We start from the raw sequence: 22,996 nt of genomic DNA, 5'->3' as shown, positions 1-22,996 counted from the left end.
ATAGCGGGCGTTTTGATTCTCAATTAACTAATTAATCAATTAGGTAACCAGAATTAGAAGTCGTAACGTAGACCTAGAGCTAGCTCGTCTTCAGCATCTGCTTTTGATGCAGGGCCGTTAAGAAGGCCAACTGAACCTAACTTGTCACCTTCAGAGATAAGGTTGAAGTTGTACGAGATGTACGTACGGAAGTTAGGCTTGAAGTAGTAAGTCGCATCGATAGCAACGTTGTCAGCTGAAGTTTCACCGTCAGTTTCTGCGTTGTTGTACGTTAGAGTGAATGCAGTTTTATCTAGCGTGTACGCAGTTGCGAATTCGTAACCAGTGTAATCGCCGTTTTTGTCTGCTAATTCACCGTCAGTGAATGTACCAGCAAAGTATAAAGCCTCAGTGCGGAAAGATGCCGCTAGCATGTACTCGTTTTGCTCGTCTTGATCAGCGTAACCTGCACCTAGCTTAAAGCCAGAATCGCCGATTGCGTAGATACCAGATAGAGAGTAGCCGTCTGCGTCGTTGTCAACGAATTCGCCACCTTGTTCATCGCGGTCAGCAAAACGGTAGCTAGCTTTAACGCCTAGGTCTTGGAATTGACCTTTGTATGAAACCATGTTGTCTGAACGATCTGCTACAGCAATTTTCATCGCTGCAGAGTTACCGTGGTAAGACATGATATCGGTAAAGTCTGTGATAACACCTAGTGCACCGTCGTTTTTACCGTAAGTTACTTCACCGAAGTCACCGCCGATACCAGCGTACGTGTAACGGTTAGTAATGTCACCGTCGTTGTTATCAGTAGAGCCGCCGTTTTCAGCAGTTGTGAATTCGCCTTCGTAGAAACCAACACCATATAGGCCGTCTTGGATTTCAACTTTACCTAGGAAGTTAAGACGTACACGTGTTTTGTCTTCAGCTTTGCCGTCTTTTAGAGATAGACGAGCTTCAGCACGACCACCGATCTCTAGAGAAGTGCCGTTTGAGCTGTATACAGAAGTGCCGTCGATACCACCAGCTTGTTTGCCGTCCGCTGCTACTGCGTTAGTAGCAAGAGCTGCAGCCGATACAGCAAGCGCGATCATAGTCTTGTTCATGTTATTAATTCCTAATTACTGTCCATAGAAGTTTTATCAAGGATTTGAACCCTTTTGTGTATTGCCTGTATTAATCAGGCTTCATAATCATGATTAGAACAGAAGTCTGAAAAATGCCAGTGCAATCCATGGGTTACTTTTTACCTCTAAAGTTCCATTGTTAGTTAGTAAAATGATATAAAACTAAAAAATGAACACTGTTTTATTATATTTATTGTTGCTTAACTATCTGTTTTAACGTGGCTTTTATAAAAGTGTGATCTGTATTTATTTTGTTTGTTTTTTGTTTTTTTAGGTATTTATTTCTGAGCTTATTGATGGGGAGGTTATTATTCATTTTTGTGATGTCTGTAATTTAGACCTAGATAAAGCTTTTATAACGCAAAGTGGAATAAAGGTGATTTAGCCATAAAGTTTGTTTACACTAAGCCAAATCGTTTTGTTTCTATCACCCAATAACTATGTTGGGTGGATTTATGTTGGCCAAAGAAAGCTTTGGCATAGAGGTAAAAAATGGAAAAGGTTCCAATGACAGTGCGTGGCGCTCAGCAGCTACGTGACGAATTAGATCGCCTACTTAAGCTACGTCCTATTATTTCAGCAGCTATCGGTGAAGCACGTGAACTAGGTGACTTGAAAGAGAACGCTGAATATCACGCTGCTCGTGAAGAGCAGGGTATCTGTGAAGCTCAAATTCGAGATATCGAATACAAGCTATCACTAGCTCAGATCATCGACGTAACTCAAATGGATAACACAGGTAAGGTTATCTTTGGTACTACGGTTACTTTGATTGACGTAGATACTGATGAAGAGTTCCGTTACCAAATCGTTTCTGAAGATGAAGCTGAAATCAAAACTGGCCGCATTTCGGTGAAATCACCGATCGCTCGTGGTCTTATTGGTAAGATGGAAGGTGACGAGGTTATTATCTCTACACCTGGCGGCGATAAAGATTTCGAAATCGACAAAGTAGAATACATCTAATTGAATTTACTTTGGTTCTAATAAGTAAAAAGGTCGCTAATGCGACCTTTTTCGTTTCTCACGCTACACTAAAAGATAAGCACAGTGGCTTTCTGATTGCGGAGCTAGTTTGATGCCAAACTAACTTATTTGCGTGGAATCTCGATTTTACGTGCTTCAGACTGACGGAACAGTACAAGAACTTTACCGATAGTTTGTACTTTCTCAGCTTTAGTTTCACGTACAATTGCATCGATAATCAGTTGCTTAGTCTCACGGTCTTCTGATGCTACTTTAATCTTGATCAGTTCGTGGTGGTCTAGAGCTAATTCGATTTCCGCTAGAACAGCTTCAGTAAGTCCATTTGCGCCCATTAGCACAACAGGTTTTAAACTGTGAGCTAGGCCCTTTAGATGCTGCTTTTGTTTGGTACTTAGGTTCATTACGCGGCCAATTTTCTTTAGTATTAGGGTTGAAAAAACCTATTTTAACGCCATCTAATGCTGAAGACTATAATTTATTCAGCAATTAGTACTTTCCTCCAATTTAGGTATCCAATGAGTAAACAGAAACACTCGGCCAGTTCAGGCCGTTGGTTGAAGGAACACTTCGACGACAAGTACGCAAATGAGGCGAGAAAGAAAGGCTATCGTTCACGTGCTTATTTCAAAATGGAAGAGATTCAAGCGAAAGATAAATTGTTGTCTCCTGCGATGACTGTTGTGGATTTGGGTGCAGCTCCTGGCGGTTGGTCTCAATATGCTGCTAAGATTATTGGTGACAGTGGGCAAATCATTGCGTGTGACTTGTTACCTATGGATCCCATCGCTGGAGTGAGCTTTTTACAAGGTGATTTCCGCGAAGAAGCAGTATTGGAAGCGTTGTTAGATCGTATTCAACCTAATATGGTTGATGTGGTTATGTCTGACATGGCTCCTAACATTGCAGGAAATAACTCAGTAGACCAACCAAGAGCTATGTACTTGGTTGAATTAGCTTTGGATATGTGTCGACAAGTTCTAGCTACCAATGGTAGTTTTGTTGTTAAAGTATTCCAAGGCGAAGGGTTTGACCAATACGTTAAAGATGTCCGTGAGATGTTTAAAACGGTTAAGGTCAGAAAACCCGACTCTTCTCGAGCTCGTTCTCGTGAAGTGTTTATCGTAGCCACTGGTTACAAAGGTTAACGATTCTGTTCGATTTTGAACCGTTAACAATATAGCTACAGGTAACAAACTGTAGTACCCTACCTTTAATTACAATTAGTTATCGAGAGGCTGACACCTTGAGTGACATGGCAAAAAATTTAATTCTGTGGCTAGTTATCGCTGTAGTGCTTATGTCTGTATTCCAGAGCTTCGGCCCTGGTGAAAGTAATGGCAGAGCAGTTGATTACACCACGTTTGTACAGGAAGTTGGCCAAGGCCAGATTCAAGACGCACAGTTCAATAACAGTGAAATCTCTTTCACCCGTCGTGGTGGTGGTGCTAAGTATGTAACTTACATGCCTGTTTATGATCAGAAGCTACTTGATGACTTAATTAACCAAAACGTGAAAGTTCAGGGCACACCACCTGAAGAGCAGAGCCTGCTTGGCACTATCTTCATCTCTTGGTTCCCAATGATCTTACTGATTGGTGTGTGGATTTTCTTCATGCGTCAAATGCAAGGCGGCGGCGGCGGTAAAGGCGCAATGTCGTTTGGTAAGAGCAAAGCTCGAATGATGAGCGAAGAACAAATCAAAACGATGTTTGCTGATGTTGCTGGTTGTGACGAAGCAAAAGAAGACGTTAAAGAACTTGTTGACTACCTTCGTGACCCAAGTCGTTTCCAAAAGCTAGGTGGTAAGATCCCTACAGGTATCCTGTTGGTTGGTCCTCCTGGTACTGGTAAGACATTGCTTGCAAAAGCGATTGCGGGTGAAGCGAAAGTACCGTTCTTTACTATCTCTGGTTCTGACTTCGTAGAAATGTTCGTTGGTGTTGGTGCATCTCGTGTGCGTGACATGTTCGAACAAGCGAAGAAAGCCGCACCATGTATCATTTTTATCGATGAAATCGATGCAGTAGGTCGTCAACGTGGCGCTGGTGTTGGTGGTGGTCACGATGAACGTGAGCAAACACTGAACCAAATGCTGGTTGAGATGGATGGTTTCGAGGGTAACGAAGGTATTATCGTTATTGCTGCGACTAACCGCCCAGACGTACTTGACCCTGCACTGCTTCGTCCAGGTCGTTTTGACCGTCAAGTTGTGGTTGGTCTGCCTGATGTGCGCGGTCGTGAACAGATTCTTAAAGTACACATGCGTAAAGTTCCATTGTCGGGCGATGTTGAACCATCTCTGATTGCTCGTGGTACTCCAGGTTTCTCTGGTGCAGATCTTGCGAACCTTGTTAACGAAGCGGCTCTATTTGCTGCTCGCGGAAACAAACGCAATGTATCTATGGTTGAGTTTGAACTTGCGAAAGATAAGATCATGATGGGTGCAGAGCGCCGTTCAATGGTTATGTCTGAAGAAGTGAAAGAGTCAACGGCTTACCACGAAGCGGGTCACGCGATTGTTGGTCGTTTGGTACCTGAACACGATCCAGTGTACAAAGTATCAATCATCCCTCGTGGTCGTGCACTTGGTGTGACTATGTATCTACCAGAGCAAGATCGCGTAAGCATGTCTCGCCAACATCTAGAGTCAATGATTTCTAGCTTGTACGGTGGTCGTCTTGCTGAAGAGCTTATCTACGGTAAAGATAATGTTTCGACTGGTGCGTCTAACGATATCGAACGTGCAACAGATATTGCTCGTAAGATGGTTACGCAATGGGGCTTCTCTGAGAAACTAGGTCCTCTTCTTTATGCTGAAGAAGAAGGCGAAGTTTTCCTAGGTCGCGGCATGAGCCAAGCGAAGCATGTTTCTGACGATACAACTCGACTTATCGATGAAGAAATTCGTATTCTTATCGACCGCAACTACGCTCGAGCTAAGCAAATCCTAGAAGATAATATGGATTTGATGCACTCGATGAAAGATGCGCTTATGAAGTACGAAACGATCGATGCGGGTCAGATTGATGACCTCATGGAACGTAAGACTGACATTCGTGAGCCTGCTGGTTGGGGTGACCAGGCAAAAGCAGAACCTGCAAAGGAAGAAACTAAGCCTGAAGCTGAGGAAAAATCTGAAGCTAAAGCCGAACCAAAAGCTGAAGAGTCGAAAGTTGAAGAAGCTAAATCTGAATCAGATGACGCTCAAAACAAAGATTCTTAATCGCTAAGCTATTAATTAAAACCCTGAGTACGCTCAGGGTTTTTCTGTTTATAGCGCAAAGTGTTTTAACCTTTTAAGACCTGCCTTCCATGATATTACAAGCAAACAACAAAACACTCCTTTTAGACCGTCCGCATGTGATGGGTATCCTCAATGTAACTCCCGACTCATTTTCTGATGGTGGTCAATTCAACTCATTAGAGAAAGCATTACAGCAAGCTGAACGCATGATCAAAGCCGGTGTCAGTATTATTGATATCGGTGGTGAATCTACCCGTCCGGGAGCGCCTGAAGTTACATTGGAAGATGAACTCTCAAGGGTTATACCAGCAATTAAAGCGATTCGAGCTAATTTTGATGTGTGGATTTCTATTGATACCAGTAAAGCGGAAGTGATGCGTCAAGCCGTTGAAGCGGGCGCTGACTTGATCAACGATGTGCGAGCTCTGCAAGAGCCGGGCGCTTTAGAGGCTGCCGCTCAAGCTCAAGTTCCAGTTTGTTTGATGCACATGAAAGGCCAGCCAAGAACCATGCAAGCTAACCCTAGCTATGACGATGTTTTCACGGATGTTGAAGACTTTTTAAAAGAAAGGGTTGAGGCTTGTGAGTCCGTAGGTATACCTAAAGAGCAACTTATTTTAGATCCTGGCTTTGGCTTTGGTAAAACCATAGAGCATAATTACCACCTATTAGCGCACCTTGAAAAATTTCATACGCTTGGCTTGCCAATCTTAGCGGGTATCTCGAGAAAATCGATGATCTTTAAGCTGCTAGATAAAGCACCAGCAGATTGCATGGTAGGAAGTGTTACTTGCGCCACCATTGCTGCGATGAAAGGTGCTCAAATTATTCGCGTTCACGATGTAGAAGATACATTGGAAGCGATGAAGATAATTGAAGTGATGAACAACAATCACTAAATAATAATTAAGGAAAATCAATATGTCTGATAAAAGACGTTACTTCGGAACAGATGGCGTACGTGGCAAAGTGGGTCAGTACCCAATTACACCTGATTTTGTTTTGAAGCTTGGCTGGGCTGCGGGTCGTGTTTTAGCAAAGCAGGGCACAAAGAAAGTGATTATCGGTAAAGATACTCGTATTTCTGGTTACATGCTTGAGTCTGCTTTAGAAGCTGGCTTAGCTGCAGCGGGCCTACAGGCAACGTTTACGGGGCCAATGCCGACACCGGCTGTTGCTTACCTAACACAAACTTTTCGTGCTGAGGCGGGGATTGTTATCTCTGCATCACATAACCCATATTACGACAACGGTATTAAGTTCTTCTCTTCTGAAGGCACTAAGTTGTCAGACGAAATTGAGTTGGCTATCGAAGCGGAACTAGACAAAGATATCGAGTGCGTGGAATCTTCAGCATTGGGTAAAGCTGTTCGCTTAAATGATGCCGCTGGTCGTTATATTGAATTTTGTAAAAGTACATTCCCGCACAAAATGACATTAGCCGGAATGAAAATTGTGGTCGATTGCGCACACGGTGCTACTTACCACATTGCGCCTGCTGTGTTTAAAGAGTTGGGTGCTGAAGTCATTGCAATGGGCGTTGAGCCTAATGGTACCAACATTAACCATGAAGTGGGTGCGACGGATGTGCGTGCTCTACAAGCTAAAGTGGTTGAAGAGAAAGCAGCACTAGGTCTTGGCTTTGATGGCGACGGTGACCGTATCATTATGGTTGATGAGCTAGGCAACAAGGTTGATGGCGACCAAATTGCTTACATCATTGCTCGTGATGCGCTACGTCGTGGTGAACTAAAAGGCGGGGTTGTTGGTACATTGATGACGAACCTTGGTATGGAAAATGGACTTAAGCAATTAGGTATTCCATTTGTACGTGCTGCTGTAGGTGACCGGTATGTAATGGAGCAGCTTCTTGCTAAAGGTTGGAAGATCGGTGCAGAAAACTCTGGCCATGTGATTCTATTAGATAAAGTAACGACGGGTGATGCCATCGTTGCTGCACTGCAAGTGTTGGCTTCAGTGGTTGATAGCGAAATGACACTGAATGAACTCTCTCAAGGTATGACTTTATACCCTCAGGTTCTAGAAAATGTTCGTTTCAGCGGCGACTCAAACCCATTAGAAGCAGAGGCGGTTAAAGCGGCTGTTGTTGAAGTGGAAGCTGAACTTGGCGAGAAAGGCCGCGTATTGCTGCGTAAGTCAGGTACAGAGCCACTATTACGAGTGATGGTTGAAGGTGAAGATGCTGATCTTGTTCAGAAATCTGCACTTAAGATTGCTGATGCTGTAAAAGCGAATTGCTAGTTAAATAGTTTATCGCAATGGCGTGCATCATCATGCCCGTGATTAAGTTTGTTTAACTTGTGTCGCTTTTGCCCTTTTTTTAACCACTCGCTTGTTAAAGGCTTATTTTTTAGCAAATTCCCCTTGTCAGTCATCGTCGCATTCGCTAGTATTGCTCGGCCTTCAGTTAGGAGGTCGCTAGCCTTGTTCTTAAAAATAGTTTTTTGAACGGCGCTGGCTCAACAATTAGGAACATAGGTGGAAAAATGTTTACAGTTCTACTTGTGATTTACCTGTTGGCAGCGCTTGGTGTAATTGGCCTAGTGTTGATTCAACAAGGTAAAGGCGCAGATATGGGAGCCTCATTCGGTGCTGGCGCTTCAAACACTGTGTTTGGTGCTGGTGGCTCAGGAAATTTCCTTACCCGAATGACTGCAATTTTTGCAACTACATTTTTTATCCTTAGCTTAGTGCTTGGTAATATGTCTACACATAAAACTGAGTCACAATGGATTAACCCGACTGAAGGTCAGGTAATTCAGCAAGCTGAAGATGCAGTGAGTGAAGTTCCGGCGCAAGGCGACGAGATTCCACAATAATCTGCAAAGATTTGATGCCGAGATGGTGAAATTGGTAGACACGCTAGCATGAGGTGCTAGTGCCTTAGGGTGTGAGGGTTCGAGTCCCTCTCTCGGCACCATGTTTACAAACTTGTAAAACATCTTGTTGGGCGTATAATGCTCACAAGTCGGACGCGGGATGGAGCAGTTTGGTAGCTCGTCGGGCTCATAACCCGAAGGTCGTCGGTTCAAATCCGGCTCCCGCAACCAATTTCAATGCTATTATATAGCATGTATTGGTAGCAAGTTTGCACAGTGTGAACCTCACTGTGAGTTAAGTGTAATATCAAATATGATGACACTTAACATATAAGGGTCCAGCAACAAAAACCCCGGCTTATACGGGGTTTTTTGTTATCTAAGCATTTGTAAATGCAATTTAGATAATGTTTGCTTGGAATTTAAATTGGGCTTTGAGCCCTTTTTTTGTTTCTGGAGTGGTTAAATGACTGGTTTAGAAAGACAACTTACTGAAATGCTTGACGCTCCAGTAGCAGCATCAGGTTATGAGTTAGTTGGATTAGAATTTATTCGTGCTGGTGAGCACTCAACGCTACGTATTTACATCGATTCACCAAATGGTATCAATGTAGACGATTGCTCTGAAGTTAGTCACCAAGTAAGTGCCGTAATGGACGTTGAAGATCCAATTTCAGTGGCTTATAACCTTGAAGTTTCTTCACCAGGTTTAGAGAGACCACTGTTCAAAGCAGAGCATTACCAACAATTTATTGGTCACGAGGTAAGCATCGTTTTGAAAATGGCTGTCGGCAACCGTCGTAAATGGAAAGGTGATATCCAATCTATTGAAGGCGAGACAGTAAAAGTATTGGTTGAAGGACAAGAAGAAGAATTCGTCCTGAGCAATATTGCGAAAGCTAACCTGATCCCTAAATTTTAGTTCTCCTAGAGAGATGAGCTTAAGAGGCTAGATTAATGAACAAAGAAATTTTGGCGGTAGTAGAAGCTGTTTCTAATGAGAAAGCAGTTCCTCGTGAGCGTATTTTTGAAGCGCTTGAAATCGCGCTTGCAACGGCAACAAAAAAGAAAAGCGAACTAGAAATCGAAGTTCGTGTTGAAATTGACCGTAAAACGGGTAATTTCGAAACTTTCCGCCGTTGGGAAGCTGTTGAGGAAGTTGAATTCCCAACAAAAGAAATCTCTATTGAAGCTGCGAAGTACGATGACCCAGAGATCGAACTTGGCGGTTTCATTGAAGATGACATCGAATCAGTAACGTTTGACCGTATTACGACTCAAACGGCTAAGCAAGTTATCGTACAGAAAGTACGTGAAGCTGAACGTGCTCAAATCGTTGAGCAGTTCATCGATAACGAAGGTGAGCTAGTTACTGGTGTTGTTAAGAAAGTAAACCGTGACACTATTATCCTAGACCTAGGTAGCAACGCTGAAGCGGTAATCCTTCGTGATGACCAGCTTCCTCGTGAAAACTTCCGTCCAGGTGACCGTGTTCGTGGTCTTCTATACGCAGTTAAGCCAGAAGCTCGCGGCTTCCAGTTGTTCATTACTCGCTCTAAGCCTGAAATGCTAGCTGAACTATTCCGCGTTGAAGTGCCTGAGATTGGCGAAGAGCTAATTGAACTTAAAGGTGCTGCACGTGACGCTGGTTCTCGTGCTAAAATCGCTGTTAAAACAAACGACAAACGTATTGACCCTGTTGGTGCGTGTGTTGGTATGCGTGGTGCACGTGTACAAGCTGTTTCTAACGACCTTGGCGGTGAGCGTATCGATATCGTGCTTTGGGACGATAACCCGGCGCAATTCGTAATCAACGCAATGGCTCCTGCTGATGTGGCATCTATCATCGTTGATGAAGATACACATTCAATGGACATCGCGGTTGAAGCTGACAACCTAGCGCAAGCTATCGGTCGTAGCGGTCAAAACGTACGTCTAGCATCTCAACTAACGGGTTGGGAACTGAACGTAATGACTGTTGAAGATCTTCAGAAGAAGCACCAAGAAGAAGCTGTTGCTTCAATTGAAAACTTCATGAAGCACCTAGACATCGAAGAAGACTTTGCTCAAATGCTTGTTGAAGAAGGTTTCTCTACGCTTGAAGAAGTAGCATACGTTCCTGTAAACGAGCTTCTTGAAGTGGACGGTCTAGACGAAGGTATCGTCGAAGAACTACGTAACCGCGCAAAAGATGCACTGACTACTCTAGCGCTAGCGAAAGAAGAAACTTTCGATGGTGTTGAGCCTGCTGAAGACCTACTTGCACTTGAAGGTCTTGAGCGTGAAATGGCTTACAAGCTAGCTGCAAAAGGCGTTGCTACATTGGAAGACCTAGCTGACCAAGGCGTTGATGAACTAGAAGGCATCGAAGACCTAACTGCAGAACGTGCGGGCGAGCTGATTATGGCTGCGCGTAACATCTGTTGGTTCGGCGACGAAGAATAATTCAGCAAGGAGAGAGAGCGGTATGACACAATTAACAGTTAAAGCACTGAGTGAAGAGATTGGTACGCCAGTTGACCGCTTAATTGAACAACTTGCTGATGCAGGCATGAAGAAAGCAGGGTCGGATCAAGTGACTGATTCAGAGAAGCAAACATTGCTAACGCACCTTAAAAAGGAGCACGGCGATACTTCAGGTGAAACAGAACCGACTCGTTTAACTCTTCAACGCAAGACCCGCAGCACGCTAAGTGTTGCCGCTGGAGGCGGTAAGAGTAAGGATGTTCAAGTAGAGGTACGTAAAAAACGTACTTACGTGAAGCGCAGCGCTATTGAAGATGAAGCGAAACGTGAGGCTGAGGATGCAGCTAATCGTGAAGCGGAAGAGAAAGCACAACGCGATGCTGAAGAGCAAGCGAAACGTGATGCTGCAGAGAAAGCACAGCGCGAAGCCGAAGCAAAAGTAACACGTGAAGCGGATGCAAAACGTGATGCTGAAGAGAAGGCTCAACGCGCACAAGCTGATAAGGCTAAAAAAGACATGAATTCAAAAAATGCAGACGCTAACGCACAAGCGAAAAAAGAAGCGGATGAACTAAAAGCTCGTCAAGAGCAAGAAGCAACTCGTAAAGCAGAAGCTGAAGCAGCTAAGCTTGTTGAAGAAGCTCGTAAGTTAGCAGAAGAAAACCAAGAACGTTGGTCTGAAGAAGAGAAGAAGAAGAAAGAGCAAGAGAAATCTGCGGATTACCATGTGACTACTTCTACTTATGCTCGTGAAGCAGAAGATGCGGCTGATAAAAAAGATGAGAAAGCTCCTCGTCGTCGCAAGAAGAAACCTGCTCCAGCAGCTCAACCTGGCAACAACCGTGGTGGTCGTAACCAACGTGGTCGTGGCGGTAAAGGTAAGCTAGCTAAACCAACTTCAATGCAACAAGGCTTCGATAAGTCAGCAACTGTTGCTAAATCTGATGTTGCTATCGGCGAAACTATCGTTGTTTCTGAACTGGCTAGCAAAATGTCAGTTAAAGCAACTGAAGTTATCAAAGTGATGATGAAGATGGGCGCTATGGCGACTATCAACCAAGTGATCGACCAAGAAACAGCACAACTTGTTGCTGAAGAAATGGGCCACAAGGTTATCCTTCGCAAAGAAAACGAATTAGAAGAAGCAGTGCTAGCTGACCGTGATAGCGATGCTATCGCAGAAGGTCGTGCTCCTGTTGTTACTATCATGGGTCACGTTGACCACGGTAAAACTTCTACACTTGATTACATTCGTAAAGCACACGTTGCTTCTGGCGAAGCTGGCGGTATCACGCAGCACATTGGTGCTTACCACGTAGATACTGACAACGGCATGATCACGTTCCTTGATACTCCAGGACACGCGGCGTTTACTGCTATGCGTGCTCGTGGTGCTCAAGCGACAGATATCGTTGTACTTGTAGTTGCAGCAGACGATGGCGTAATGCCACAAACAATCGAAGCAATCCAGCACGCGAAAGCGGCAGGCGTTCCTCTGATTGTTGCTGTGAACAAGATCGACAAAGAGGGTGCAAACCCAGACAACGTTAAGAATGAGCTAGCTCAATACGACGTTATCCCTGAAGAATGGGGCGGTGAGAACATCTTCGTTCACATCTCTGCAAAACAGGGTACAAACATCGATGGTCTTCTAGAAGCTATCCTTCTTCAGTCTGAAGTTCTTGAGCTTACAGCGGTTAAAGAAGGCATGGCATCTGGTGTTGTTGTTGAATCTCGTCTTGATAAAGGTCGTGGTCCAGTTGCAACAGTACTAGTACAGTCTGGTACTCTAAACAAAGGCGACATCGTTCTTTGTGGTCAAGAGTACGGCCGTGTTCGTGCAATGCGTGATGAAAACGGTAAAGACATCGAAACTGCAGGTCCATCTATCCCTGTAGAAATTCTAGGTCTTTCAGGCGTTCCTGCTTCAGGTGATGAAGCAACGGTTGTACGTGATGAGCGTAAAGCGCGTGAAGTTGCAAACTACCGTCAAGGTAAATTCCGTGATGTTAAACTAGCTCGCCAACAAAAAGCGAAACTAGAGAACATGTTCGCGAACATGACGGCTGGTGAAGTTGCTGAACTTAACGTTGTACTTAAAGCTGACGTTCAAGGTTCTGTAGAAGCGATTGCTGACTCTCTACTGAAACTGTCAACTGACGAAGTTAAAGTGAACATCGTAGGTTCTGGTGTTGGTGGTATTACTGAAACTGATGCAACGCTTGCAGCAGCTTCTAACGCTATCATCCTTGGTTTCAATGTACGTGCTGACGCAACTGCGCGTGGTACTGTTCAGAATGAAAACCTAGATCTACGTTACTACTCAATCATTTACCAACTGATCGACGAAGTTAAACAGGCAATGGGCGGTATGCTTGCTCCTGAATTCCGTCAAGAGATCATTGGTCTTGCTCAAGTTCGTGACGTATTTAAGTCGCCTAAACTTGGTGCAATCGCTGGTTGTATCGTTACTGAAGGTACTATTAAGCGTAGCAACCCAATCCGCGTACTTCGCGAAAACGTTGTTATCTACGAAGGTGAACTAGAGTCACTTCGTCGCTTTAAAGATGACGTTCAAGAAGTTAAAAATGGTTACGAGTGTGGTATCGGCGTTAAGAACTACAACGACGTTCGCGTTGGTGACCAGATCGAAGTATTCGAAATTGTTGAAGTTAAACGTACTCTAGACTAATCAGTCTGTACGACTCGACATATTGACTAAGGTTACTAACATTACTAGTAAAGGTAATAAGTAATCGGTTGTTGAATACACCATGGGGGGCTGGTAATTACCAAGCCCCCCATCTTTCTAAGTGAGAAAAGAAAATGTCAAAAGAATTTAGCCGCACACAACGTGTGTCTCAGCAGCTTCAAAAAGAGCTAGCACTTATCCTACAACGTGAAGTTCGTGACTCACGCATTGGTATGGTAACTATTTCAGATGTAGAAGTGTCTCGTGACCTTGCTTACGCAAAAGTGTTCGTGACTTTCCTATGTATCGGTGAGCAAACACCTGAATCATGTCTTGCTGCTCTTAAAGAGCATGAAGTGCCAGTTCGTATGGCTCTTGGTAAGCGTATTCGTCACCGTCTAACGCCTGAAGTTCGCTTTACTTACGACAACACTTTGGTTGAAGGCATGCGTATGTCTAACCTAGTTAGCGAAGTATTGAACGACGACAAGCGTAAGCAAGAAGAAGCAGGCCGTACTGAGGATACTCAGTCTAAGGACGAAGAGTAATGGCTCGCCGTCGTAAAGGTCGCCCTATAAACGGGGTAATTCTGTTAGATAAGCCGACAGGTATTTCATCTAATGATGCACTGCAAAAAGTAAAACGCATTTACTTTGCAGAGAAAGCAGGGCACACCGGTGCTCTGGATCCTCTTGCGACTGGCATGCTGCCAATTTGTCTTGGTGAAGCAACGAAGTTTTCTCAGTTTCTATTAGATTCTGATAAGCGCTACGTTGTTATCGCTAAGCTTGGTGAGCGTACCAACACTTCAGATTCTGATGGTGAAGTGGTTGAAACGCGTGAAATCAACGTGACTCAAGAGCAACTTGAACGCTGCATTGCAAGCTTCAAAGGTGAAACCGACCAGATTCCATCAATGTTCTCAGCATTGAAGTATCAAGGTAAGCCTTTGTATGAATACGCACGTGCAGGTATCGAGGTGCCTCGTGAGTCTCGCAAGATCACTGTATATTCTATTGAGCTACTTCGCTTTGAAGGCGATGAAGTTGAGATGGAAGTGCATTGTTCTAAAGGGACTTACATCCGTACGATCACCGATGATCTTGGTGAAATGCTAGGTTGTGGTGCTCATGTGACAATGCTTCGTCGTACTGGTGTTGCAAAGTACCCGTATGAACGCATGGTTACCTTGGAACAGCTGAACGAAATTCTAGAGCAAGCACAAGCGCAAGAAATTGCACCTAAAGAGTTGCTTGATCCATTGCTAATGCCAATGGACACGGCTGTAGAAGACTTACCTGAAGTTAATTTGAATGCGGAACTGACTGACCTTGTTCAGCACGGTATGCCCGTTCAAGTCGCAGGCGCTCCTACTGAAGGTACTGTTCGCATGACAAGCGGTGAAGAGAAGCTGTTTGTTGGCGTTGCTCAGATTGGCGAAGATGGCCGAGTTGCACCGAAGCGTTTAGTTGTTTTCAGAGATGAAGAGCCACAAGCGTAGCGCTTACACAGAATCGGATCTTAGCGCTGAGTCGTGAAATACGAGTAAATAAATTAGAAAGCGAGCCCTTAATTTTAATGGCTCGCTTTTTTCGTTTTTCATCAGTTCGATTGTTATTGCACCAACTCGTAAACTTCCCTATAATCCTCGGCTCGCGTAGCGGCTGAATCAGAGATTGGCTGCTACAAATATAAACTTACTCTTATCAGGAGAGATTTATGTCTCTGAATGCAGAAACTAAAGCAGCAATCGTTGCAGAATACGCACAATCTGAAGGCGACACAGGTTCACCAGAAGTACAAGTAGCACTACTTACTGCTTCTATCAACCACCTACAAGGTCACTTCAAAGCGCACAAACACGATCACCACAGCCGTCGTGGTCTATTACGTATGGTTTCTAGCCGTCGTAAGCTTCTTGATTACTTGAAAGGCAAAAACCTTACTCGTTACCAAGACCTAATCAAGCGTCTAGGCCTACGTCGCTAATAGCGATGTCTGCAAAGACAGTTTGAAGAAAAGGAGCATTTATGCTCCTTTTTTTGTGCCTGTAAGAAAATGTTTGGCCGGATGCACAGAATATCATCTGGCTTTTTCTGATAGGAAATATCTCTCCTAATAAAAATAGTTTATACTACGCCCGCCTATGCGTTTTCGACGCTGGGCAATCAACCTCTCAAGACGTTACAGTCACAGATGTCGGCCAATAGGTCGCGACTATTCAAAGGCGGATTTGGTCTTAATTCGGCGTATGAACTCATACAAAGAAGCATCATTCCCAAGTCTCTTTTCACTAGTCGCGATTGGTAATATCTTGAGTCAATCTTCACTTAATCTAAAGTCATGACTTTAGAGCTAAGGATATACAATGTTTGAAAAACCAGTTGTAAAATCGTTCCAGTACGGTAACCACACCGTTACTCTAGAAACGGGCGTAATGGCACGTCAAGCTACTGCTGCTGTAATGGCGACTATGGACGATACATCAGTATTCGTTTCTGTTGTTGCTAAGAAAGAAGCTGTTGCAGGCCAAGATTTCTTCCCTCTAACAGTTAACTACCAAGAGCGTACATACGCTGCGGGTAAAATCCCTGGTGGTTTCTTCAAGCGTGAAGGTCGTCCTTCTGAAGGCGAAACGCTAACAGCTCGTCTGATTGACCGTCCAATTCGTCCACTTTTCCCAAGTGCGTTTAAAAACGAAGTTCAAGTTATCGCTACGGTTGTTTCTATCAACCCTGACGTAAACCCAGACATGATCACTATGATCGCAACGTCTGCTGCGCTTGCTATCTCTGGTGCGCCATTCAATGGTCCTATCGGTGCTGCACGTGTTGGTCACATCGACGGCGAACTTGTTCTTAACCCATCAAATACTGAGCTTGAAAACTCTAAACTAGACCTAGTTGTGTCTGGTACAGAAGGCGCAGTACTAATGGTTGAATCTGAAGCAGATAACCTATCTGAAGAAGAAATGCTTTCAGCTGTTGTTTACGGTCACGATCAACAACAAGTTGTAATCAAAGCGATCAACGAATTTGCAGCTGAAGTTGCAACTCCATCTTGGAACTGGGAAGCGCCAGCAGTTAACACTGAGCTTAAAGCTAAGGTTGCTGAGCAAGCTGAAACTCGTCTATCTGACGCGTACCAGATCACTGAGAAAATGGCTCGTTACGAGCAAGTTGGCGCAATCAAGAACGACACTGTTGAAGCTCTAATTGCACAAGACGAAAACCTAGATGAGCGCGAAATCCGCGGCATGCTTGGTTCTCTAGAGAAAAATGTAGTACGTAGCCGCATCATTGCTGGCAACCCACGTATCGATGGCCGTGAAAAAGACATGGTTCGTGCGCTAGACGTACGTACTGGTGTTCTTCCACGTACACACGGTTCTTCTCTATTCACTCGTGGTGAAACTCAAGCACTTGTTACTGCAACGCTTGGTACACAACGTGATGCACAAATCATCGACAGCCTAATGGGTGAGAAGAAAGACAACTTCCTTCTACACTACAACTTCCCTCCATACTGTGTAGGTGAGACTGGTTTCGTTGGTTCTCCTAAGCGTCGTGAAATTGGTCACGGTAAGCTTGCTAAACGTGGTATCCAAGCAGTAATGCCTTCTGTTGACGAATTCCCATACACAGTTCGTGTTGTATCGGAAATCACAGAATCTAACGGTTCTTCTTCAATGGCTTCTGTATGTGGTACATCTCTAGCACTTATGGATGCTGGTGTTCCAATCAAAGCTTCTGTTGCGGGTATCGCAATGGGTCTTGTTAAAGAAGGCGACGATTTCGTTGTTCTTTCTGACATCCTTGGCGACGAAGATCACCTAGGTGACATGGACTTTAAAGTAGCAGGTACTAACGCTGGTATCACTGCTCTTCAAATGGACATCAAGATCGAAGGTATCACTAAAGAGATCATGCAAATTGCACTTAACCAAGCGCAAGGTGCACGTAAGCACATCCTTTCTGTAATGGATGAAGCTATCTCTGGTGCTCGTGAAGATATCTCTGAATTCGCTCCACGTATCCACACAATGAAAATCAGCTCTGATAAGATCAAAGATGTTATCGGTAAAGGCGGCGCAGTTATCCGTGCTCTTTGTGAAGAAACGGGTACTACAATCGAAATCGAAGACGATGGCACAATCAAGATTGCTGCTACTGAAGGCGCAGCTGCTAAAGAAGCTATCCGCCGTATCGAAGAGATCACTGCTGAAGTTGAAGTTGGCCGCATTTACCAAGGTAAAGTTGCTCGTCTAGCTGACTTCGGTGCATTCGTTACTATCCTTCCAGGTAAAGATGGTCTAGTACACATCTCTCAAATCGCAGACAAGCGTGTTGAGAAAGTGTCTGACTACCTAACTGAAGGTCAAGAAGTTCCTGTTAAGGTTCTTGAAATTGACCGTCAAGGCCGTGTACGTCTAAGCATGAAAGAAGCAGTTGAAACGCCAGCTGAAGGCGAAGCACCTGCTGCTGAGTAATTCTTAGCCTATTAATGGGACTATCGCTTTTTAGTGATTTCTAACCCATTGGTAAAAAAGCATGTTATAAAGGGGAGCATATCGCTCCCCTTTTTTATTGCGGTCATAACAGGAGTAATTATTTGTGAAATGGTTTCAAACCGCGAGTATGTGTTTACTGCTTGTACTAACTGGTTGTGCGACAACATCAGATAACACCTCACGTTGGGTTTATCCACCAATGGCTGTGCCGCTTCAACCAAGTGTTCAGCAAGAAGTGCAAATAGCGCGCCTTAGTCAGTTATTACAACGCCCAGACTTGAACGATGAAGTTCGAGCTAAAATGTTGTTCGAGCGTGGTAACTACTACGACAGCGTTGGCCTGCGTGATTTAGCACGTCTTGACTTCAATCAGTCTCTTTCATTGAACCCCGCTCAACCTGATATCTTCAACCTTTTGGGTGTTTACTTTACGCAAGTAGGGGAGTTTGATGCCGCTTATGAATCTTTTGATTCTACGTTAGAGCTTGATCCTGCAAACTCATATGCAGAACGAAATCGTTCTATCGCACTCTACTATGGCGAGCGCTATGACTTAGCCAATGAAGAGATGATGAAGCACTACGCCGATGATCCTAGCGATCCGTTCCGCGCTCTGTGGCTTTACATCATTCAGCATGAACTCACGCCAGAACAAGCGAAGCTTGATTTACAAAAGCGTTACGAGAGTCGTGATGAGCAGTGGGGCTGGGTATTAGTTGCGATCATGCTTGACGATATTACGGAAGAGCAGGCGTTCAAAGCTATCCTAACGGGGACTCGCGACAACACGCTCCTAGCTCAACGCCTGACTGAAACGTACTTCTACCTTGCTAAGCGTCACCACATGAATGGTGATTACGCGAATGCTATCTCTTTGTACAAATTAGCGGTTTCTTTTAACGTGTATGAATACGTAGAACACCGTTACTCTTTCTTAGAGTTAAGCCGTATTTTTAGTACGCTTAAGGCTGAACATTTAGCGCAAGCTAAGTTGGCCGCTGCCGAAGAAGAAGCTAACGCTAAGTAAGTGACATAGTAAGAAAGTAAGAATATTAAAAACCGCTGCCAGTCAGCGGTTTTTTTATGCGCGTTGTTTAGTTTTTGGTTGCTTTAAAATCAAACAACATTAAAATAGTTAGCCTTGCTAACTAAATGTAAATTCTGTGGTTGGAAATCTATGCTGGATCAGAATCTAGAAAAAATTGAACGCTTTGCTTCTAAGATATGGCGCACTCAAGTGAATGAAGATCCTATCTGCCAATTGAGCTTCAATGAGTACGATTATTTGAAGGTCATTCAAGCTTCACCAGAGCCTATTCGGCTAACAGACCTTGCTATTGAGATGCAGGTGACAAAACCTTCTGCCACGACTATGGTTCAAAGGCTAGAAAGAAAAGGACTCGTAGAGCGCCAAGCCTCGCTTGAGGATGCACGATCTAAATTGGTCATTTTAACTAAGAAAGCTGAAATTGGTTTGCAAGAAGAGAGCAAGATTTATCAGGTGATGGCACAAACGCTTGAGAGCCGTTTATCTGAGCAAGAATCCCAACTGTTGAATCAACTGTTAGATAAAGCGTTGAAGTAATTAGTTTAAATATTTAGTTAGCCTTGTTAACTAATTTTCAGAGTCGTATCTCATTTTAGTGCGGCTCAATAGATGAAAGAAAGTAGAGTAAGAAATGAGTAACTCAATTAGTCGTCAATTCTGGCGATACACAATTCCTACCGTAGCGGCTATGTTGGTGAACGGCCTTTACCAAGTGGTAGATGGCATCTTTATCGGCCGTTATGTAGGTGCTGATGGACTTGCGGGTATTAACGTCGCGTGGCCTGTTATTGGGTCGATTCTCGGCATTGGTATGCTGGTGGGCGTGGGTACGGGTGCCCTTGTCTCGATTCGCCAAGGTGAAAAAGACACCAAAGGCGCTAAGCAGATCTTAGCAACGGGTCTAACCTTGCTGTTGGCGATAACGCCAATTGTCTCTGGATTGTTATTTCTGTTTGCTGATAACTTTCTGCTTTGGCAGGGCGCGGAAGGTCGAGTGTATGAGCTTGGCCTGCAATACTTACATATCCTAATTGGCGCAAGTGTTTTTACCTTGGGCTCTATTGCGATGCCATTTTTACTGCGTAACGATGACAGTCCAAACTTAGCCACCATACTGATGATTGTTGGTGCGGTGATCAATATTGTATTGGATTACCTGTTTATCGCTCAGTTTGGTTGGGAGTTGAAGGGGGCTGCATTGGCAACTGCAATGGCTCAGTTTGTGGTAACAGGTCTGGGTCTGGCTTACTTCTTTTCACGTCGAGCAAACTTGCGTTTACGTTGGAATGAACTGAGATTGAAGTTATCGGTAATTCCTGAAATCTTCGCTATCGGTACATCAAGCTTCTTTATGTATGCGTATGGTTCGATGATGGTGGCGCTGCACAATGCCTTGTTCTCTCAATATGGCGACCAGTTGATGATTGGTGCTTACGCGATTTTGGGCTATATCGTGACGGTTTATTACCTCACAGCGGAAGGCATCGCAAATGGTATGCAGCCTTTAGTGAGTTACAACCATGGTGCTCGCAATCAAGCGAATATTCGTAAGTTACTGAAGATTGCGATGGTGAGCTCTGTCTTGATTGGTGTGGCGTTTGTGTTGTTGCTGAACGCGTTCCCACGTGAGTTTGTTTCCGTCTTTAACTCGGATGAACCTCAGCTAGTTGAGTACACAGTGTTGGGTATTCGACTACACATGTTTGCATTGGCGCTTGATGGCTTCTTAGTGGTAGCGGGTGCTTACTATCAAGCGGTGAACAAGGGCAGTAAGGCGATGTTTGTGACGATAGGTAACATGCTTATCCAATTACCTTTCTTGTACATTATGCCTAAGTTGTACGGTGTGCCGGGGATCTGGATAGCGTATCCATTGTCCAATATCGCGTTAAGCGTAGTTGTTATGATCATGCTCTACAAAGATGTAAAGAAGCTCGATGCTGCGCCGCTGGAAACAGCGACGGCGTAGGTCGTTTTTATTGAACTGAATGATAAAAGGTCTAGCGAATGCTAGACCTTTTTTGTCTCTGTTACTGATTGATTCAACGAGAGGAGTTAGATGTTCTTAACTTCTAAACCTGCAAGTTGGTGCCAGTATCCGTTGCATTGACGGCTTTCAATGGTCATTGGCTTTTGACCATGCTCATTGGCTCTGAAGTTGTTGAGCTCAGAGAAGGTATCGATACCTAGCGGGCTCAAACGAACCACGTCGACTAAGTCATGCATGCTCGGCAGGTCATTGACTAGGTTGTAGCAGTAACCCGATTGGGTTTGGATACCGTTAAGGTTAAAAACCGACTGACCTTCTTGGCTATCGACTTGGAGACCTGTTGGGTACTTGATGCAGCAGGTTTCGCAATCGTCTTTGGCTTTGTTTTCAGCGCGAGCGGTAAAGCAGCGTGCTGAGTAAGCAAGCGGTAAGTAGCCATGGCTAAACACTTCGACTTCGAACTTATTACGAATATTAAGCTCTTCGCATTGTGTCATGACGTTGCTCAGCCATTCACGAGAAAGCTCAACAGGCATACACCAGCGCGTCATACCTTGCTTCAAAAACAGGTTCAGAGTGCGTGCATTGTAGGTGTTAACCGCAGGGCCAACCACGAACGGTACTTTGCTTTCGCTGGCTAATTGAATTGCCGATACGTCGTTGGCTTCAATCGCGAAGTCACCGTTATCAATGTACTTCTTCATGATGTTGACTTCGCTTGGCGCTTCCAATAACGCCATCGTCGATAGCACCACTTGCTTACCTGAAGCAGACAGCTCTTTGGCAATGTCCATCCAGTGTTTGGCTTTCATCTCACGACGCTTTGAACACACGGCTTCACCAAGGTAGATGATGTCGGCAGAGCTAGACTTTGCTTGCTCATAGAAGCTTTCAACGTCCTGTTTTGGCCAAAAGTAAAGTAGAGGGCCTAATGCGTATTTCATTGAGTTCTCCATTTGGCGCTATTGCCATTTGCGGTGGTAAGCACCAAGAGTGGTTTGTGTGCCTTCAGATACGTTCGCTAGTGTCGCATTCCAAGCTTGTTCTACTTGGTATTGTTCTGGATTCGCTAAGTAGCGATCAATGGCCGCACGCCACGTACGAGTCACTTGTTCTACATAAGCTGGGCTGCGTTGGCGGCCTTCAATCTTTACAGAAGCAACATTTGCTGCAAATAGCTCTGGCAACATGGATAGCGTATTAAGGCTAGTTGGCTCTTCAAGTGCATGGTAGCGCTTGCGTTCACCATCGATGTCCGCTTCAAAGCGACCTTTACACAGTGTAGGGTAGCCTGCGTTTTCGCCTGCTACGTACTTATCAATCAAGATTTCATTCAAGCGCGACTCTAGGCCTGTTTCTGTTTCTTGCCAGCGTACATACTTCGCCGGAGAACAAGCGCCTACCGTGTTAGGGGATTCGCCGGTCATGTATGAAGAGAGGTAGCAACGACCTTCAGCCATAATACACAAACTACCAAAAGCGAATACTTCAAGGTCAACGTCAGAGGTGATGTTACGAGAAAGCTGTTTGACCTGATGAATCGACAATACGCGTGGCAATACCACACGCTTTACATTGAAGTTCTTGTGGTAGAAATCGATCGCAGCTGCATTGGTCGCAGAAGCTTGTACTGATAGGTGCAGTTCTAGATCTGGGTATTTATTTGCTGCGTATTCAAGAACCGCAATATCCGCGATGATCAGCGCATCAACACCCAGTGCTGCCGCGTTGTCTACGGCATTGGTCCAACGTTCGAAGCCATTTGGGTGAGCAAAAGTATTTAAGGCAACGTGAATTTTCTTGTTGCGGTCATGCACGTATTGCACGGCGCGATCGAGCTTTTTACCCGCAAAGTTTAGGCCTGCAAAGTGTCGGGCATTGGTATCGTCTTTGAATCCGATATAGACAGCATCCGCACCGCAATCAATGGCGGTTTTCAAAGCAGGTAAGTTACCCGCTGGGCATAAGAGTTCCATTTGCTCACTACCAGTAGAATGAAATTGAAGCGAGCATTTTATGAAGAATTATGAATGACGGAATTGATGTAAGGCAGGTTTAGATGGATAAATCTGCTTTTACTCCGTTTGAGGTACTGACGAGTAGCCGTTTT

Annotated in this window: 20 protein-coding genes and 2 tRNA genes; 18 read left to right on the top strand and 4 right to left on the bottom strand. The window is 44.5% G+C overall.

Annotated features, from left to right (window positions below; genetic code table 11):
* Window positions 1-53 precede the first annotated feature (53 nt).
* A complete protein-coding gene (locus AC3CKG_RS13365) occupies window positions 54-1,088 on the bottom strand; it encodes a porin (protein WP_488528465.1) in 1,035 nt (344 codons plus the stop codon).
* Window positions 1,089-1,601: 513 nt separating this feature from the next.
* On the opposite strand from AC3CKG_RS13365, the gene greA reads away from it, so the two are divergent.
* Window positions 1,602-2,075 (top strand): transcription elongation factor GreA, encoded by a 474-nt coding sequence (greA, locus tag AC3CKG_RS13360; protein ID WP_017084249.1) that lies wholly within the window; start codon window positions 1,602-1,604, stop codon window positions 2,073-2,075.
* A gap of 125 nt (window positions 2,076-2,200) precedes the next feature.
* Here greA and yhbY read toward each other — a convergent pair whose 3' ends face one another.
* A complete protein-coding gene (gene yhbY, locus AC3CKG_RS13355) occupies window positions 2,201-2,497 on the bottom strand; it encodes a ribosome assembly RNA-binding protein YhbY (protein WP_004738252.1) in 297 nt (98 codons plus the stop codon).
* Between the two features lie 114 nt (window positions 2,498-2,611).
* Here yhbY and rlmE point away from each other — a divergent pair, with 114 nt between their 5' ends.
* The 17 genes from rlmE to AC3CKG_RS13270 all read left to right on the top strand — a co-directional run bounded on the left by rlmE (window position 2,612) and on the right by AC3CKG_RS13270 (window position 20,865).
* Window positions 2,612-3,241, top strand: coding sequence for a 23S rRNA (uridine(2552)-2'-O)-methyltransferase RlmE (rlmE, locus tag AC3CKG_RS13350; protein ID WP_017106934.1), 630 nt, complete (start codon window positions 2,612-2,614; stop codon window positions 3,239-3,241).
* Window positions 3,242-3,348: 107 nt separating this feature from the next.
* Window positions 3,349-5,319: an ATP-dependent zinc metalloprotease FtsH gene (ftsH, locus tag AC3CKG_RS13345; protein ID WP_102513049.1), complete on the top strand. Its 1,971-nt coding sequence runs from the start codon at window positions 3,349-3,351 to the stop codon at window positions 5,317-5,319.
* An 89-nt stretch (window positions 5,320-5,408) separates the two neighbouring features.
* The gene (gene folP / locus AC3CKG_RS13340) at window positions 5,409-6,239 is read left to right on the top strand and encodes a dihydropteroate synthase (protein WP_488528464.1); all 831 of its coding nucleotides are present in this window, start codon (window positions 5,409-5,411) and stop codon (window positions 6,237-6,239) included.
* 22 nt (window positions 6,240-6,261) lie between these two features.
* On the top strand, window positions 6,262-7,602 hold the full coding sequence (glmM, locus tag AC3CKG_RS13335) for a phosphoglucosamine mutase (protein WP_065110834.1): 1,341 nt from the start codon (window positions 6,262-6,264) through the stop codon (window positions 7,600-7,602).
* A gap of 245 nt (window positions 7,603-7,847) precedes the next feature.
* A complete protein-coding gene (secG, locus tag AC3CKG_RS13330) occupies window positions 7,848-8,180 on the top strand; it encodes a preprotein translocase subunit SecG (protein WP_029223252.1) in 333 nt (110 codons plus the stop codon).
* A gap of 16 nt (window positions 8,181-8,196) precedes the next feature.
* A tRNA-Leu gene (locus AC3CKG_RS13325) sits at window positions 8,197-8,281 on the top strand.
* Between the two features lie 53 nt (window positions 8,282-8,334).
* Window positions 8,335-8,411: transfer RNA gene (locus AC3CKG_RS13320), tRNA-Met, on the top strand.
* A gap of 235 nt (window positions 8,412-8,646) precedes the next feature.
* On the top strand, window positions 8,647-9,102 hold the full coding sequence (gene rimP / locus AC3CKG_RS13315) for a ribosome maturation factor RimP (RefSeq protein ID WP_004734501.1): 456 nt from the start codon (window positions 8,647-8,649) through the stop codon (window positions 9,100-9,102).
* Window positions 9,103-9,137: 35 nt separating this feature from the next.
* Complete coding sequence (nusA, locus tag AC3CKG_RS13310; protein WP_065103003.1) at window positions 9,138-10,625, top strand: transcription termination factor NusA; 1,488 nt, start codon at window positions 9,138-9,140, stop codon at window positions 10,623-10,625.
* Between the two features lie 22 nt (window positions 10,626-10,647).
* Entirely contained in the window at window positions 10,648-13,338 is a 2,691-nt protein-coding gene (infB, locus tag AC3CKG_RS13305) for a translation initiation factor IF-2 (protein ID WP_017108758.1), read from the top strand.
* Between the two features lie 134 nt (window positions 13,339-13,472).
* Window positions 13,473-13,886: a 30S ribosome-binding factor RbfA gene (gene rbfA / locus AC3CKG_RS13300; protein WP_017106942.1), complete on the top strand. Its 414-nt coding sequence runs from the start codon at window positions 13,473-13,475 to the stop codon at window positions 13,884-13,886.
* Window positions 13,886-14,839 (top strand): tRNA pseudouridine(55) synthase TruB, encoded by a 954-nt coding sequence (truB, locus tag AC3CKG_RS13295; protein WP_076672203.1) that lies wholly within the window; start codon window positions 13,886-13,888, stop codon window positions 14,837-14,839. The genes rbfA and truB overlap by 1 nt, the downstream gene beginning before the upstream one ends.
* 218 nt (window positions 14,840-15,057) lie before the next feature.
* Window positions 15,058-15,327, top strand: coding sequence for a 30S ribosomal protein S15 (rpsO, locus tag AC3CKG_RS13290; protein ID WP_004734493.1), 270 nt, complete (start codon window positions 15,058-15,060; stop codon window positions 15,325-15,327).
* Window positions 15,328-15,706: 379 nt separating this feature from the next.
* Window positions 15,707-17,827, top strand: a complete 2,121-nt coding sequence (pnp, locus tag AC3CKG_RS13285) for a polyribonucleotide nucleotidyltransferase (protein ID WP_009847538.1) — start codon at window positions 15,707-15,709, stop codon at window positions 17,825-17,827.
* A gap of 124 nt (window positions 17,828-17,951) precedes the next feature.
* Window positions 17,952-18,875: a lipoprotein NlpI gene (nlpI, locus tag AC3CKG_RS13280; RefSeq protein WP_017106944.1), complete on the top strand. Its 924-nt coding sequence runs from the start codon at window positions 17,952-17,954 to the stop codon at window positions 18,873-18,875.
* Window positions 18,876-19,025: 150 nt separating this feature from the next.
* The gene (locus tag AC3CKG_RS13275; protein ID WP_029223253.1) at window positions 19,026-19,433 is read left to right on the top strand and encodes a MarR family winged helix-turn-helix transcriptional regulator; all 408 of its coding nucleotides are present in this window, start codon (window positions 19,026-19,028) and stop codon (window positions 19,431-19,433) included.
* A 94-nt stretch (window positions 19,434-19,527) separates the two neighbouring features.
* Window positions 19,528-20,865 carry an MATE family efflux transporter gene (locus tag AC3CKG_RS13270; protein WP_017108763.1) on the top strand — a complete coding sequence of 446 codons (1,338 nt, stop codon included), beginning with the start codon at window positions 19,528-19,530 and terminating at the stop codon, window positions 20,863-20,865.
* Between the two features lie 86 nt (window positions 20,866-20,951).
* On the opposite strand, the gene AC3CKG_RS13265 is transcribed toward AC3CKG_RS13270, so the two are convergent.
* A complete protein-coding gene (locus tag AC3CKG_RS13265; protein WP_065103007.1) occupies window positions 20,952-21,830 on the bottom strand; it encodes a U32 family peptidase in 879 nt (292 codons plus the stop codon).
* A gap of 18 nt (window positions 21,831-21,848) precedes the next feature.
* Window positions 21,849-22,862, bottom strand: a complete 1,014-nt coding sequence (gene ubiU / locus AC3CKG_RS13260) for a ubiquinone anaerobic biosynthesis protein UbiU (RefSeq protein ID WP_016784927.1) — start codon at window positions 22,860-22,862, stop codon at window positions 21,849-21,851.
* Between the last annotated feature and the right edge of the window lie 134 nt (window positions 22,863-22,996).

It is taken from the genome of Vibrio sp. QJM3NY_15, from assembly GCF_057785995.1.
This window is presented reverse-complemented; position numbering and strand designations above follow the sequence as displayed.